General features: G+C 70.9%; 15 protein-coding genes. 9 read left to right on the forward strand and 6 right to left on the reverse strand.

Annotated elements, in window-relative coordinates; all coding sequences use genetic code 11:
• The first annotated feature begins 37 nt into the window (after window positions 1-37).
• From ABZ707_RS13815 to ABZ707_RS13825, 3 genes are all read left to right on the forward strand, one after another.
• Window positions 38-1,693 carry a trypsin-like peptidase domain-containing protein gene (locus ABZ707_RS13815; protein ID WP_360172857.1) on the forward strand — a complete coding sequence of 552 codons (1,656 nt, stop codon included), beginning with the start codon at window positions 38-40 and terminating at the stop codon, window positions 1,691-1,693.
• A gap of 169 nt (window positions 1,694-1,862) precedes the next feature.
• Window positions 1,863-2,324, forward strand: coding sequence for a sec-independent translocase (locus tag ABZ707_RS13820; protein WP_360172860.1), 462 nt, complete (start codon window positions 1,863-1,865; stop codon window positions 2,322-2,324).
• 116 nt (window positions 2,325-2,440) lie between these two features.
• Window positions 2,441-3,109 (forward strand): hypothetical protein, encoded by a 669-nt coding sequence (locus ABZ707_RS13825; RefSeq protein WP_360172863.1) that lies wholly within the window; start codon window positions 2,441-2,443, stop codon window positions 3,107-3,109.
• 72 nt (window positions 3,110-3,181) lie between these two features.
• Here ABZ707_RS13825 and ABZ707_RS13830 read toward each other — a convergent pair whose 3' ends face one another.
• The 3 genes from ABZ707_RS13830 to ABZ707_RS13840 are packed head-to-tail and all read right to left on the reverse strand — an operon-like array spanning window position 3,182 to window position 6,249.
• Window positions 3,182-4,342 carry an Mrp/NBP35 family ATP-binding protein gene (locus ABZ707_RS13830; RefSeq protein ID WP_360172865.1) on the reverse strand — a complete coding sequence of 387 codons (1,161 nt, stop codon included), beginning with the start codon at window positions 4,340-4,342 and terminating at the stop codon, window positions 3,182-3,184.
• A gap of 40 nt (window positions 4,343-4,382) precedes the next feature.
• The gene (locus ABZ707_RS13835) at window positions 4,383-4,982 is read right to left on the reverse strand and encodes a DUF1003 domain-containing protein (protein WP_360172867.1); all 600 of its coding nucleotides are present in this window, start codon (window positions 4,980-4,982) and stop codon (window positions 4,383-4,385) included.
• Complete coding sequence (locus tag ABZ707_RS13840) at window positions 4,972-6,249, reverse strand: CBS domain-containing protein (RefSeq protein WP_360172870.1); 1,278 nt, start codon at window positions 6,247-6,249, stop codon at window positions 4,972-4,974. The genes ABZ707_RS13835 and ABZ707_RS13840 overlap by 11 nt, the downstream gene beginning before the upstream one ends.
• 180 nt (window positions 6,250-6,429) lie before the next feature.
• Between ABZ707_RS13840 and ABZ707_RS13845 the strand changes: the two genes are divergently transcribed.
• Window positions 6,430-7,200 (forward strand): hypothetical protein, encoded by a 771-nt coding sequence (locus tag ABZ707_RS13845; RefSeq protein WP_360172873.1) that lies wholly within the window; start codon window positions 6,430-6,432, stop codon window positions 7,198-7,200.
• Between the two features lie 7 nt (window positions 7,201-7,207).
• Here ABZ707_RS13845 and ABZ707_RS13850 read toward each other — a convergent pair whose 3' ends face one another.
• Both ABZ707_RS13850 and ABZ707_RS13855 read right to left on the reverse strand, forming a co-directional pair.
• A complete protein-coding gene (locus ABZ707_RS13850; protein WP_360172876.1) occupies window positions 7,208-7,717 on the reverse strand; it encodes a hypothetical protein in 510 nt (169 codons plus the stop codon).
• Between the two features lie 75 nt (window positions 7,718-7,792).
• Window positions 7,793-8,917, reverse strand: a complete 1,125-nt coding sequence (locus ABZ707_RS13855; RefSeq protein ID WP_360172879.1) for a magnesium and cobalt transport protein CorA — start codon at window positions 8,915-8,917, stop codon at window positions 7,793-7,795.
• A gap of 423 nt (window positions 8,918-9,340) precedes the next feature.
• Between ABZ707_RS13855 and ABZ707_RS13860 the strand changes: the two genes are divergently transcribed.
• From ABZ707_RS13860 to ABZ707_RS13875, 4 genes are all read left to right on the forward strand, one after another.
• On the forward strand, window positions 9,341-9,979 hold the full coding sequence (locus ABZ707_RS13860) for a suppressor of fused domain protein (protein WP_360172882.1): 639 nt from the start codon (window positions 9,341-9,343) through the stop codon (window positions 9,977-9,979).
• A 255-nt stretch (window positions 9,980-10,234) separates the two neighbouring features.
• Window positions 10,235-10,873, forward strand: coding sequence for a DUF6758 family protein (locus ABZ707_RS13865; protein WP_360172885.1), 639 nt, complete (start codon window positions 10,235-10,237; stop codon window positions 10,871-10,873).
• Between the two features lie 127 nt (window positions 10,874-11,000).
• Window positions 11,001-11,888 carry a PHP domain-containing protein gene (locus tag ABZ707_RS13870; RefSeq protein ID WP_360172888.1) on the forward strand — a complete coding sequence of 296 codons (888 nt, stop codon included), beginning with the start codon at window positions 11,001-11,003 and terminating at the stop codon, window positions 11,886-11,888.
• Between the two features lie 99 nt (window positions 11,889-11,987).
• A complete protein-coding gene (locus ABZ707_RS13875) occupies window positions 11,988-12,593 on the forward strand; it encodes a MarC family protein (RefSeq protein WP_360172891.1) in 606 nt (201 codons plus the stop codon).
• Between the two features lie 69 nt (window positions 12,594-12,662).
• Here ABZ707_RS13875 and ABZ707_RS13880 read toward each other — a convergent pair whose 3' ends face one another.
• Window positions 12,663-12,818: a hypothetical protein gene (locus tag ABZ707_RS13880; protein ID WP_319681300.1), complete on the reverse strand. Its 156-nt coding sequence runs from the start codon at window positions 12,816-12,818 to the stop codon at window positions 12,663-12,665.
• Between the two features lie 177 nt (window positions 12,819-12,995).
• On the opposite strand from ABZ707_RS13880, the gene ABZ707_RS13885 reads away from it, so the two are divergent.
• A complete protein-coding gene (locus ABZ707_RS13885; RefSeq protein WP_360172895.1) occupies window positions 12,996-13,907 on the forward strand; it encodes an NYN domain-containing protein in 912 nt (303 codons plus the stop codon).
• The last annotated feature ends 49 nt before the right edge of the window (window positions 13,908-13,956 follow it).

Raw genomic sequence — 13,956 nt, forward strand, 5'->3', positions numbered from 1 at the left:
CCCCGCCGGGGCGCGGAACGGCAGTTGCGGGGAGAGCATGGACGACGGGAAGCCCACCGGGCCCAGGGCGAAGTGGTGGAGCCGTCCCCCGGCGGGACGCGCGACACCGGCGGAGCCGTCGCGCGAAGCGGCTCCGGCGCCCGGCGAGCCGCCCCGGATACCGGGGGAGCCGGGACCACTGCCCGGCCCGGTGTCCGCCGGGGAAGTCTCCCCGCCGCACCAGGTCGGTCAGCGAGTACCCCGGCAAGAGCGGCCCACACCTCTGCACGAGCCCGATGTCTACAGCACACCGCCCTACGGCGAGCCGGGACCCTGGGCGCCCGCTCCTCCCGTACAGCGCCCCGCTCCCACTCCGGCACACGGCACCCCGCTGCCTCCTCCCTACGCGGCCCCGGGTCCGGGCGACACCCCCGCGCCGCCGCCCGGCCATCCGGCCGCGCCGCACCTCCCGCCCTTCGCGCAGGCGCCCCATCAGCTCCCGCCCACGCCGCCGCAGGCTCCTCCGGGAGCGCCGCAGTGGCAGCAGTACGACCCGTGGAACCCGGCAGGGCAGCGGCAGCCCCTGACGGGGTACGGCGAGCCGCGGCGGCGGCGCCGGCCACGGCTGTCCGGAGCGGTGCTGCTGGCGCTGGTCACCGGCGTGCTGGGCGGCGCGGTCGGCGCGTACCTCGAAGGCAACGGCGGCTTCTCCGACGTCGAACTCTCCCAGGCGGGCCCGGAGACCGGTGGCCGCGCACCCGACAGCGTCGCGGGCATCGCGGCCAGCGCCCTGCCCAGCGTCGTCACCCTGCATGTCAGCGGCAGCGGCGAGCAGGGCACCGGCACCGGCTTTGTCCTGGACCGGCAGGGTCACATCCTGACGAACAATCATGTCGTCCAGCCGGCGTCCTCCTCCGGCGAGATATCCGTCACGTTCAGCGGCGGCGAGACCGCCAGGGCGAAGCTCGTGGGCAAGGACAGCGGCTACGACCTCGCCGTCGTGAAGGTCACCGGGGTCTCCGGGCTCAAGCCCCTGCCGCTGGGGAACTCGGACAATGTCCGGGTCGGCGACCCCGTCGTGGCCATCGGGGCCCCCTTCGACCTGTCCAACACGGTGACCTCCGGGATCATCAGCGCCATCCAGCGCCCGATCACCGCCGGCGGCGAGAAGGGCGACGGCAGCGACATCAGCTATGTGGACGCGCTGCAGACCGACGCACCGATCAACCCCGGCAATTCCGGCGGCCCCCTGGTGGACAGCCGGGCCCGGGTCATCGGCATCAACAGCGCGATCCGCGCGGCGGACACCGGCGCCGACCCCGAGGCCGGCCAGTCCGGATCCATCGGTCTGGGCTTCGCCATACCCATCAACCAGGGCAAGCGGGTCGCCGAGGAACTGATCAACACGGGCAGGGCCACCCATCCCGTGATCGGCGTCAGCCTGGACATGCGGTACGCCGGTGACGGCGCCCGGGTCGGTACGAAGACGCCCGACGGCGGTCCCGCGGTGACCGTCGGCGGACCCGGCGCCAAGGCCGGCATCAGACCCGGGGACGTCATCACCGAGGTGAACGGGGAGCGGGTGCACGGCGGTGAGGAGCTGATCGTCAAGATCCGCGCCCACCGCCCGGGGGACCGGCTGGAGCTCACCCTGGTCCGCGCGGGCAGGGAGCGGACCGTGACGTTGTCCCTGGGGTCCGCGGACGGCACCTGACGGTAACCCGAAGGTACCGCCCGGACAGGTCCGGCAGGTACCGTGGAGCGGCCCGGCCCTTGACCCGTCTCGGGCCAGGACGCCTCGTCCGGTCCGCGGGCCGCGTTGCCCGCGGGCAACGGGAATCCGCGGGCAACGGGAATCCGGCGGGAAGACAGGGAGCGGCAACGTGTTCAATGACATTGGCGGACTGGAGCTTGTGACGCTCGTGGTCCTCGCCGTGCTTGTCTTCGGCCCGGAAAAGCTGCCCAAGGTCATCCAGGACGCCTCCCGCTTCATCCGGAAGATCCGTGAGTTCTCCGAGAACGCCAAGCAGGACATCCGATCCGAGCTGGGCCCGGACTTCAAGGACTTCGACTTCGAGGACCTCAACCCCAAGACGTTCGTCCGCAAGCAGCTTCTGGACAACGACGATCTGGGGCTGAAGGAGATCACCGGCAGCTTCGACCTCCGCAAGGAGATGGCGGATGTCGCCGACGCGGTGAACGGCCATGAGAGTGGCTCTGCCGCGTCCGACCCGGTGGCTCCTGTGGCCTCCGCGAACGGCTCCTCCGGTACTCCCGACCTGCTGAAGAAGCGTGAGAAGCCCGAGCAGGACGACCGTCCGCCCTTCGACGCAGACGCCACCTGAGCCCGATCAATCCCTGAGAGTCGGGACTGGGTGGCTATCCTCCATCTGTCCGGCAGTGAGGCGCCCGTCGGGGGCGGGCCGCTCCGGACACACGAGATCGAGGAGGCGCCGGCCAGATGGAGACGACGAGTCGGGCAGGGGCGCGGAACGCGGCCAGCTCACCCACCGCCGAGGGAGGGCCGGCGGTCAAGACGCGTACCGTCGAGGCATATCGGCGGGCAGCTTTTCCCTGGTACGGACTGGATGACGCGTTCACGGGACCGCGCTGGCTGATGCAGGTCGGCGTCACCGCCGACGGCAAGGTGCAGCACGGCTCCACGGGCCATGGTGAGGTGCCGTCGATAAGACCGGACGCGTCGGGCGGGCTGAAGGAACGCTTCGCGGTGGTTGTCACCGTGGCGACCAGCCCCGTCCGGCGCAGCGGTGACGGCACCGGGCATCTCGATGCCACGACGGCCTCCTCGGCGGCCTGGCTGGCCGGTTCCGGGCTGCTGTCCTCCATCTGGCCCGTGCAGCTCGACCACACCCTGCGCGACGACTGGCTGGCCCAGCAGACGGAGGCCGCGTTCGAGCTGGCCGACGATCTGGAGGGGGCCGCCTGGTCGGCGCTCTCGCTGCCCGTCGACGCGGAGCCGACGCCCTTTCACTACCGCGAGTCCGAGTTCGGCTGGGTGCTGGCCGGATCGACGCGCAGCGGGGTGCACCTGGGGGCGTACGGGCGTGGGATGAGCGCCTACGGCCTGGGCTTCTCGGCGATCGCCGACATCGGGGCGTACGTCTCCTGACGGGGCGTGAGCCGGATACGGCGGAGGGGCGGTCGCACACAGCGACCGCCCCTCCGCTCTGCCCCGTGGGGCTCAGAATTTGTTGCGCGGGGTGATCCCCAGCGACATGCCCGACAGACCGCGCTGCCGGCCGCCGAGCTTGCTCGCGATGCCGCGCAGCGCGGTGGCCGCCGGTGAGTCCGGGTCGGACAGCACGATGGGCTTGCCCTCGTCGCCGCCCTCCCGCAGCCGTACGTCGATCGGGATCGCGCCCAGCACCGGGACCGTGGCGCCGGTCGTCTTCGTCAGCCCCTCGGCGACGAGCTTGCCGCCGCCGGTGCCGAAGACATCGATCATCTCGTCGCAGTGCGGGCAGGGCAGGCCCGACATGTTCTCGACGACCCCAACGATCTTCTGATGGGTCTGCACGGCGATGGAGCCGGCCCGCTCCGCGACCTCGGCCGCGGCCTGCTGCGGCGTGGTCACCACCAGGATCTCGGCGTTCGGCACGAGCTGCGCCACCGAGATCGCGATGTCGCCGGTGCCGGGCGGCAGGTCCAGCAGCAGCACGTCCAGATCGCCCCAGTAGACGTCCGCGAGGAACTGCTGGAGCGCGCGGTGCAGCATCGGCCCGCGCCACACCACCGGAGCGTTGCCGGGCGTGAACATGCCGATGGAGATCACCTTCACGCCGTTCGCGGACGGCGGCATGATCATGTTCTCGACCTGGGTGGGCCGGCCGTCCGCGCCGAGCATCCGCGGCACGCTGTGTCCGTAGATGTCCGCGTCGACCACGCCGACCTTCAGCCCGTCGGCCGCCATCGCCGCCGCCAGGTTGACCGTCACCGAGGACTTGCCGACCCCGCCCTTGCCCGACGCCACCGCGTAGACCCGGGTCAGCGAGCCGGGCTTGGCGAACGGCACTTCCCGTTCCGCGGTGCCGCCGCGCAGCGAGGACGCCAGCTCGCGCCGCTGCTCGTCGCTCATCACGTCCAGCGTGACGTCGACCCGGGTGACCCCGGCGACCCGGGAGACCGCCTCCGAGACGCTCCGCGTGATGGTGTCGCGCATCGGGCAGCCGGACACCGTGAGATAGACCGTGACAGCCACCGCGCCGTCGGCGCCGATGTCCACCGATTTCACCATGCCGAGGTCGGTGATGGGCCGGTGGATCTCGGGGTCGTTCACCGTCGCCAGCGCGTCACGCACCGCGTCTTCCGCGGGGACGGCGGTTCCGTACGTCTCGGTAGCCATACCGAGATGGTACGGCGCCGGGTGCCCGCTCAGGAAAGCCTCAGCGGTCGGTTTCGTCGCGTCCGTGCCCCGTCTCCGCCGGAAGGACCAGGTGGTGGTCCGCCAGGTCCCTCACCAGGTCCTGGAGTTCCGAGCGCAGCCAGTCGCGCGTGGTGACCTCGCCGAGGCCCATCCGCAGCGCCGCGATCTCCCGCGTCAGGTACTCGGTGTCCGCGATGGAGCGCTCGTTCTGTTTGCGCTCCTGCTCCTGTGTGACCCGGTCCCGGTCGTCCTGGCGGTTCTGTGCCAGGAGGATCAGCGGCGCGGCGTACGACGCCTGGAGGGACAGGACCAGGGTCAGGAAGATGAACGGATACGGGTCGAAGCGCCAGCCGCTGGGCGCCGTGACGTTCCAGACCACCCACACGGTCACGATCAGGGTCATCCAGACGATGAAGCGGCCCGTCCCCAGGAAGCGCGCGACCCGCTCCGAGAGCTGCCCGAACGCCTCCGGGTCGTAGTCGGGCAGCAGCCTGCGCCGCCGGTCCAGTGGCTGGTCGAGCCGGGCCCGCGAACCGCGTACCAGCGCCGTCGCCCCGCCGCCGGACCCGGCCCTGGACCGCTCCCGGCCACCGTCCCGGTCGGGCCGTTCAGCCGCCACGGGCGGCCTCCTCCAGGCCGCGGAAGCCGGTCTCCCGCCAGTCGTCGGGCAGCAGGTGGTCCAGTACGTCGTCGACCGTCACCACGCCGAGCAGCGACCCGCTGTCGTCGACGACCGGTGCGGACACCATGTTGTACGCGGCGAGAAGGCCGGTGATCGCGGGCAGCGGGGTGTCCGGGGCGAGCGGCGGCAGATCGCTGTCCACGATCGAGCTGACCAGGGTGAACGGCGGCTCCCGCAGCAGCCGCTGGAAGTGCACCGTGCCCAGGTACTTGCCCGTCGGCGTCTCGTCCGGCGGCCGGCACACATAGACCTGCGCCGCCAGGGCGGGCGAGAGGTCGTGCTGCCGGACCCGGGCCAGCGCGTCCGCGACCGTCGCGTCGGGCCGCAGCACGATGGGCTCGGTCGTCATCAGACCGCCCGCGGTGCGCTCCTCGTACGACATCAGCCGCCGCACGTCCGCCGCGTCCCCCGGCCGCATCAGCGTCAGCAGCCGCTCCTTGTCCGCCTCGGGCAGCTCGGAGAGGAGATCGGCGGCGTCGTCCGGGTCCATCGCCTCCAGCACGTCGGCGGCGCGGTCCTCCTTGAGCTTGCCGAGGATCTCCACCTGGTCGTCGCCCGGCAGCTCCTCCATGACGTCCGCGAGCCGGTCGTCGTCGAGAGCCGCGGCCACCTCGGCCCGCCGCTTCGGCGAGAGGTGGTGCAGCACATTGGCCAGATCGACCGGACGCAGCCGCTCGAAGGTGGCGACGAGGTTCTCCGCGCCCTGTCCCTCCTCCTCCAGCGAGAAACCGGTGACCGCGGACCACTCGACGGTCAGGGTCTCGCCGCGCCGCCGGAGCGCGCCGCCCTTCCTGCCGCGCCGTACGAACACCTTGTCGATCTCCCAGTCGCGCCGCGCGGGAAGCTGCTGGACGGCGACGTCGAGGACGGTCACCTCCTCGCCGCTGTCCACCAGCCGCACCCGGCGGTCGAGCAGCTCACCGAGGACGAGGCGCTCGGTCGGACGCTGTTCGAAGCGCCGCATGTTGACCACACCCGTGGTGATGACCTGACCCGACTCGATCCCGGTGACCCGGGTCATGGGCAGGAAGATCCGGCGCCTGCTGAGCACCTCGACGACCAGTCCCATCAGCCGGGGCGGACGGCGGCCGACCCGGAGGACCGCCACCAGGTCGCGGACCCGTCCGACCTGGTCGCCGTTGGGATCGAAGACCGGCGCACCGGCGAGATGGGAGACGAAGACACGGGGGACGCCTGCCGCCATGAGGAGCGCCTCCTTGTCCTCGCTTGTCCGGCTATCCGGCGGGATAACGGGTTCAGGCTAGCCCGTACCGCTGCGGTACGCCCGGGCGGAACCACCCGTCCGGCTCTCTGTCGAGTGGTGCTTCCGGCCCGGGTACGCTGCGGTCTGCCACCCCCACTGTGTACGAGAGGCAGTGCGTCTGTGACCGCTTTTCTGTCGTCCGGCCGTGCCCGCCGGGCCGCGCTCCCCGTCGCGATCTGCGCGGGGCTGGCGACGATGCTCACGGCATGCGGTGAGGATCCGGACGCGGGGACCAACGGTGTCGGCAAGCTCTCCGCCACCGAGATCAAGACAAAGGCGCGGACGGCGGCGGACAGCACGGACGCGGTCCGGCTCTCCGGCTCGCTGGTCAGCCAGGGGCAGACGTACAAGCTCAATATGCGGCTCAAGGAGAGCGGCGGCATCGGGTCCGTCACCACGAAGAACAGCACGTTCCAGCTCCTGCGCATCGAGGACGCGCTCTTCCTCAAGGCCGACGCCGACTTCTGGGACCACGCGGGCGGCCACGGCGAGGAGAGCGCCGGGCCCGGCGACCCGGACACCGAGGTCGCGGGCAAGCTCCAGGACAAGTACGTGAAGGTCCCGGAGGACGATCCCTCGTACGAGCAGCTCAGCGGCTTCACGGACATGAAGACCCTGCTCGACGGGTTGCTGACGCTGCACGGGAAGCTGGACAAGGGCGCCCGCGACAAGATCGGCGGCGTACGGACCATCAAGATCAGTGGCAGTGAGGGCGACGGCGGGACGCTGGACGTCTCCCTCGAAGGCACGCCGTACCCGCTGCAACTGGTGCGCGCGGGCGGCGCGGGGACGCTCACCCTCGCCGACTGGGGCCAGGACTTCCCGCTGGAGGCCCCGGCCAAGGGGCAGACGGTCGACTACGGCAGCAGGCTGCCGGGGGCCGACGGCTAGGGCGGGTCTACCGGCGCTTCTCGCGCCGGAACAGCAAGCGTCCCAGCGAGGCCGGTACCGGCTCCCGGGTCGTCGCCCCGGTCGGCAGCGGCGCCGCCGCCAGAGAGCCGTGCGGCAGCTCGGTGATCGCGTCCTGGGGCGACAGCCGCAGCACCCGGCACTCCCGCGCCCAGCGCTCCGTCATCCGCTCCGCGTCCGGCGCGTTCAGCCGCTTGCCCTTCAGCTCGGCGACGGCCGTCTCCCACTCCGCCGAGTGCGGCGCGAGCTCGGTGACGGCCGCCGTCCAGGCGACGAGCCGGCCGCCCTTGTCCTTGCTGCGTACGGTCACCCGGGCGGCGGAGCCGTCGGCGAGGTCCGGCAGCGGCTGCTCCCCGGGCCCGTCCCCGACCAGATACACCGCGCCCTCGTGCCAGACGTGCCACAGCGCGCGGTCGGGGCCCGTGCCCCGTACCCAGACGAGGCCGGACTTCTTGGTGGCCTCCTCGACGAGCGCCTGGCCGAGCTGCGGTTCAGTCATGCGCGCAGCTTAGAGGAGGCGGCGCCACGGCCGCCCGGCCCGGCGGCGGCCCCGGCGCCGCTCGCCGCCGGGGCCCTAGAGCCAGCCGTTGCGCTTGAGCGTGCGATGGATCGTCAGACAGACGACGCCGATCGCGACCAGCACCATCGGATAGCCGAACTTCCAGTGCAGCTCGGGCATGTGGTCGAAGTTCATGCCGTAGATCCCGCAGACCGCCGTCGGCACGGCGATGATGGCCGCCCAGGACGTGATCTTGCGCATGTCCTCGTTCTGCGCGACGGTGGCCTGCGCCAGATTGGCCTGGAGGATCGAGTTCAGCAGTTCGTCGAAGCCGATGACCTGCTCGTGCACCCGGGCGAGGTGGTCCGCGACATCACGGAAGTACTTCTGGATGTCGGGGTCGATGAGGCGCATCGGCCGCTCGCTCAGAAGCTGCATGGGCCGCAGCAGCGGCGAGACGGCCCGCTTGAATTCCAGCACCTCGCGCTTGAGCTGGTAGATCCGGCCGGCGTCCGAGCCGCGCGGGCTGCCCTTCGCGGGCGCGGAGAACACATCGATCTCGACCTCGTCGATGTCGTCCTGCACGGCGCCCGCCACCGCGATGTATCCGTCGACGACATGGTCGGCGATGGAGTGCAGCACGGCCGAGGGCCCCTTGGCGAGCAGCTCGGTGTCGTCCTCCAGACGGTGGCGCAGATTGCGCAGCGAGCCCTTGCCGCCGTGGCGGACGGTGATGACGAAGTCCCGGCCGGTGAAGCACATGACCTCACCGGTGTCGACCACCTCGCTGGTCGCGGTCAGTTCGGTGTGCTCGACATAGTGGATGGTCTTGAAGACGGTGAAGAGCGTGTCGTCGTAACGCTCCAGCTTGGGCCGCTGGTGCGCGTGGACGGCGTCTTCCACCGCCAGGGGGTGCAGTCCGAACTCGGCCGCGATACCGGCGAATTCCGCCTCGGTCGGCTCATGGAGGCCGATCCAGGCGAATCCGCCGCCCTCGCGTACGCGCAGCATCGCCTCGTGCGGGGTGACACAGGGGTCCTTCACGACCCGCCGGCCGTCGCGGTAGACCGCGCAGTCGACGACCGCGCTCGACGCGGACGGGTCACGGGTGGCGTCGTACGTCTCGTACTTGCTGTACGCGGCGCTGGTCTTGCGCAGGGACGGGCGGACCGCTGCGCGCAGATCACGGATCATCGACATGGCGGGCTCCTCACGGAGAGGCCGTCGGTGAGGCGTGGCACAGCCCGGAATGGGGACGTGAGTGCGTACGTCCGCAAAGCGGGCGGCACCGCGGGGTCACGGTGACGGCGTTCGCTTCAGACAGGCAAAAACACAAGCAATGAAAGAAGTGCTCTTCCGGCGTGCTACCTGCCGCGGGCTGGGCGGACGGTGCCTCAGGCCACAGAAGAAAGGAGTCGTGCGGAAGAGCGGCTGGTACTGGCCGGGTGACTTCGATCCACCGCAGCCCCACCTCCTCCGGCCGGTCCCCCGTGGGGGATGACGTGTCGTCGGGACCTGAGGGCGACGCTTACGCGTGCTGTCCCGACCGGCGGCCAAGACTATCAGCCCACAGGAGACCAATCCTTTCCCTTCCCCCATCCATACGCGTTCTATGCTCCCGGCATGGCAGAAATTCTCGCTCTGGTCGAGGCCCGGTTGCGTACGGCGCTGGGCGAGCCGGACGCGCGCGCGGCGGTGACCTTCCTGGGCACGGACCGCATCGAGGTGCTGCGCTTCCGGGACTCCCAGGGCGGCACCGACATCGTGAGGTATGTCACTCTCGGGATGTCCGCGCAGCCGATGGCCGACCCGGCCGGGACGGTCACCGGCGGCCCCGGTCCGCACGGCCCGGTGAACCCTTACGCGGCGCCGTCGCCCTCGGGGCCGAGGGCGGAGCTGGTGCTGTCGGTGCGGGCCGGGCTCGCCGACACCGGTCAGGTGCTGCGACCGCTGGCCGTGCTGGCCGCCTCTCCCCAGGTGGAGGGCGTGATCGTGGCTCCCGGCGGCTCGCTCGACCTCGGTGAACCGCTGTGGCCGGGCGCGCCGTTCAGCTCCGTACTGGTCGGCGAGCCCGGCGGACTGATCGAGGATCTGGAGCTGGATCCGCCGCTGGAGCCGGTGCGTTTTCTGCCGCTGCTGCCGATGACCCCCAACGAGGCGGCCTGGAAACGGGTCAGGGGCGCCCAGGAGCTTCAGGAGCGATGGCTGGCGCACGGCACGGATCTGCGTGATCCGCTGCGGCGTTCCGTCGCGCTGGACTGACGGCTTCGGCCGGGGCCGGGCCGCGCCGGACCCACGCGTGGCGCGGCCGGTTCCTCGCCGGGACCGGCTCCCGGCGAAGCCAGGACCGGCTCCCGGCGAAGCCAGGAACGGGTCCCGGCGAAAAGGATGCGGTATGCACATAATAAGTCGGACGAGCTTATGAGTGTGGGCTGCATCTGTCTTTTCCGGTCGAGTCCTCCGGCAGGCGCCTGATCGCCTTGACTCGGGGTCGGCCGGGGAGGACCGTGGGTCGCTATGAGGGGCGAACCCAGTTGCCCGAAGTGCGGTGGCCGAGTCAGGGCGCCCGGCCTCTTCGCCGACTCCTGGCAGTGCGACGAACACGGTCCCGTCTATCCGCTCCAGCCCGTGATACCGCCCAGCGTCGAAGCCCTCGCCGTCGTGGTGCACCGCGCCCGGGTCCCGGTCTGGATGCCCTGGCCGCTGCCCGTCGGCTGGCTCTTCGCGGGGGTGGCGTGCGCGGGCGACGACCGCAGCGGAGGCCGCGCCACCGCGGTGGCCTGCTCGGGACCGGGCCCGCTCGGCGGCAGAGGTGAACTCCTCCTGGTCGCGGAGGAGTTGGGTGTCGGACTCGGTGCGCACTACGCCGGGATCAGCGGCCCCGACCCGGGCCCGGACATCTGTGTGGACAAGCCGCCGCAGACGAAGCTGCTGGCGGCGGGACGGCCCACTCCGCTCTGGCATGTCGCCAAGGCCCCGGCGGACCGCGCGGTCTTCGCGGGCGAGGCCCTCGGCATCTGGCTCTGGGCGATCGTCTGGCCCGAGCAGTCGGGGCTGCTGCTCTACGACGAACTGGTGCTGACCGATGTGCGGGACGTCGGTGCGGAGGCCGAACTGCTGCCGTGCGGCGCGCTGTCGCAGCGGCTGCTGTCCTGACGGCGAGGTCGAGGGGCCCGCGCCCGGGAGCCGGCGGGCGGTGGGCCCCGGGCCCTGGACAGGGTGTTCGAAGCTCCCGTTATCCTGAAGCGTTCCCTGCCCGCACCGAGCCCCCGGAGTACGCGTCGTGCGCATCGATCTGCACACCCACTCCACGGCCTCGGACGGTACGGACACCCCGGCCGAACTCGTTCACCACGCGGCCGCCGCCGGGCTCGATGTCATCGCGCTGACCGACCACGACTCCACCCGCGGCCACGCCGAGGCGATCGCGGCCCTCGCCGACGTGGACCGGGAACTCACCCTGGTCACCGGCGTCGAACTGTCCTGCCGCCTCGACGGCACCGGGCTGCACATGCTCGCGTACCTCTTCGACCCGTACGAGACCGAACTGCTGCGCGAGCGCGAGCTGGTACGGGACGACCGGGTCCCGCGCGCCCGGACCATGGTCCGCAAGCTCCAGGAACTGGGCGTGCCCATCACCTGGGAGCAGGTGGCGCGCATCGCGGGCGACGCCTCGCTCGGCCGCCCGCACATCGCCACCGCACTCGTCGAACTCGGCGTCGTCGAGACCGTCTCCGACGCCTTCACGCCCGAGTGGCTGGCCGACGGCGGACGCGCGTACGCCGGAAAACACGAACTCGACCCCTTCGACGCGATCCGCCTGGTCAAGGCCGCCGGAGGGGTCACCGTCTTCGCGCACCCCCAGGCCGTCACCCGCGGCAGGGTCGTGCCCGAGTCCGCGATCGAACGGCTGGCCGCCGCGGGTCTGGACGGCATCGAGGTCGACCACATGGACCACGACGAGCCGACCCGGGCCCGGCTGCGCGGGCTGGCCGCCGGTCTCGGCCTGCTGACCACCGGGTCCAGCGACTACCACGGCAGCCGGAAGTCCGTGGCGCTCGGCGCCTGCACCACCGACCCGGAGATCTACGGGGAGATCACCCGGCGCGCCTCCGGTGCCTTCCCCGTCCCCGGCGCGGGCGGACAGGGCCTGTCACCGGACGGGACCTGACACCTCCGCCGTCCTCCTGGCCGGACTTCCGGCCCCTCTTCCGTCCGGCGGTGCGTCAAGCCGCCGCGTTTCCGCTCACTCCTCGCAAGGCCCTCACCTGTGTTCGACTTCGCCGTTTTCGGCTCGCTCTTCCTCACTCTGTTCGTGATCATGGACCCGCCCGGGATCACGCCGATCTTCCTCGCCCTCACCTCCGGCCGGCCCGTCAAGGTCAGACGGTCCATGGCCTGGCAGGCGGTGGCCGTGGCCTTCGGCGTGATCAGTGTCTTCGGCGTCCTCGGCCAGCAGATCCTGGACTATCTCCATGTCTCCGTGCCGGCGCTGATGATCGCCGGTGGTCTGCTTCTGCTGCTCATCGCACTCGACCTGCTGACCGGGAAGAACGAGGAGCCCAAGCAGACCAAGGACGTCAATGTGGCGCTCGTACCGCTGGGCATGCCGCTGCTGGCGGGGCCCGGCGCGATCGTGTCCGTCATCCTCGCCGTGCAGCACGCGGACGGCGTGACGGCGCAGATCTCGGTCTGGGCCGCGATACTCGCCATGCACGCCGTGCTCTGGGCGACGATGCGGTACTCACTGCTGATCATCCGGCTGATCAAGGACGGCGGTGTGGTGCTGGTGACCCGGCTGGCCGGGATGATGCTGTCGGCGATCGCCGTGCAGCAGATCATCAACGGTGTCACTCAGGTCGTGGGCGGCGCCTGACACAGCAGCGCCCCCGTACGGGTGATCCGTACAGGGGCGCTTCGTCAGTCGTGAGAAGTGGCGTCAGAATTATGAGGCGGCCGAGGTCTCGGCCGGGCGGATATAGATGCGCTGGCCCATCGAGGCGGCCTGCTGCACTATCCGGTTGACGGAGGCGGCGTCCACAACGGTGCTGTCCACGGCGGAACCGTCGACGTCGTCGAGTCGCATGATTTCGAAGCGCAAGGCTTCTCCCTTCGTCTGATCCTCCTGCTGGAGAACTACTTGGGTGACGGGTGGAACCGTCGTTGTCACATCTCTCTACAACGGCTTGCTCTCTGCAAACATTCCCTACGCTAACGAAATTCTTTCGTCGGCCAACTACTGGCGGGTACGGTGTCGTCCACAGAGAATGAACCGCGTATGAACGAGGCAGACATCAACCCGGATATCACCGACATCGGCGCCCGGCTGGAGCGCACCAATGAGCTGCTCCAGCGCATGCTCGCCGAAGTCGCGAAGACCCCGTCCACACATGCCATCTTCGTCGACGCGGGTTACGTCTATGCTGCGGCCGGGTTGCTTGTAGCGGGCACCGAAGACCGGCGTGCCTTCGACCTCGACGCCGAGGGGCTGATCGAGGCGTTCATCGACAAGGCCCGGATCATCTTCGCGGACAGCCGGCTGCTCCGCGTCTACTGGTACGACGGCGCCAGGCGCCGGATCCACACCTCCGAGCAGCAGTCCATCGCCGAGCTGCCCGACGTCAAGGTCAGACTCGGCAACCTCAACGCCAACAACCAGCAGAAGGGCGTCGACTCACTGATCCGCACGGATCTCGAATCGCTCGCCCGGCACCGCGCCATCAGCGACGCGGCGCTGGTCGGCGGCGACGAGGACCTGGTGTCCGCCGTCGAGGCCGCCCAGGGATACGGCGCCCGGGTCCACCTCTGGGGCATCGAGGCCGGCGAAGGGCGCAACCAGGCCGAGCCGCTGCTCTGGGAGGTCGACAGCCAGCGCACCTTCGACCTGGACTTCTGCCGCCCGTATGTCACCCGGCGTCCCGTCACGACGTACGAACACGAGGGCGAGCCGCCGCCCAGCCGCGACCAGGTCCGCTTCATCGGAGCGCAGATCGCCGCGACCTGGCTGGCCGAGCGCGGCCGGGAGGCGATGGCCGAGCTGCTGCCGGGCCATCCCTACCTGCCGGGGCCGGTGGACCAGGATCTGCTGATCGAGGCGGAGAAGCTGCTCCAGCGGTCCCTGCGGGGACACGCGATGCTGCGGCGGTCGCTGCGGGACGGCTTCTGGCAGCACCTGCAGTCGCAGTACTGAGGCCCCGCACGGGAGCCCGCCGTCCCGGTCCTCGGGGCGGGCGGCGTCC

The sequence above is a fragment of the Streptomyces sp. NPDC006923 genome (assembly GCF_040635655.1).
Taxonomy (GTDB): domain Bacteria; phylum Actinomycetota; class Actinomycetes; order Streptomycetales; family Streptomycetaceae; genus Streptomyces.